This is a genomic window from Vibrio sp. 10N.222.55.C6 (genome assembly GCF_041473395.1).
Taxonomy (GTDB): Bacteria; Pseudomonadota; Gammaproteobacteria; order Enterobacterales; family Vibrionaceae; genus Vibrio; species Vibrio crassostreae_C.
Map to the genome: position 1 here is coordinate 1 of NZ_JBFRSD010000756.1, position 203 is coordinate 203.

At 45.8% G+C, this 203-nt stretch carries 1 protein-coding gene; it reads left to right on the plus strand.

Annotation, left to right across the window (positions count from 1 at the left end; all coding sequences use genetic code 11):
• The coding region (locus AB4486_RS26000) for a glutathione S-transferase family protein (protein ID WP_372119634.1) at window positions 1–203 on the plus strand (203 nt) is incomplete at both ends.

Genomic DNA, 203 nt, shown 5'->3' on the forward strand with positions numbered 1-203 from the left:
ACAGGCCTAGATTTTGAACTTGTTCCTGTCGATACCTTAAAGGGTGAGCAGCATTCACCGGAATATCGTTTAATCAATCCAAATGGCAAAACGCCTGCGATTGAAGATGAGGGACAACGTGTATTCGACTCTAACGCTATCCTTCTGTATCTCTCAGAGAAAACAGGCAAGCTTGGCGGTCAGCCAGAAGACAGAGCTGAACT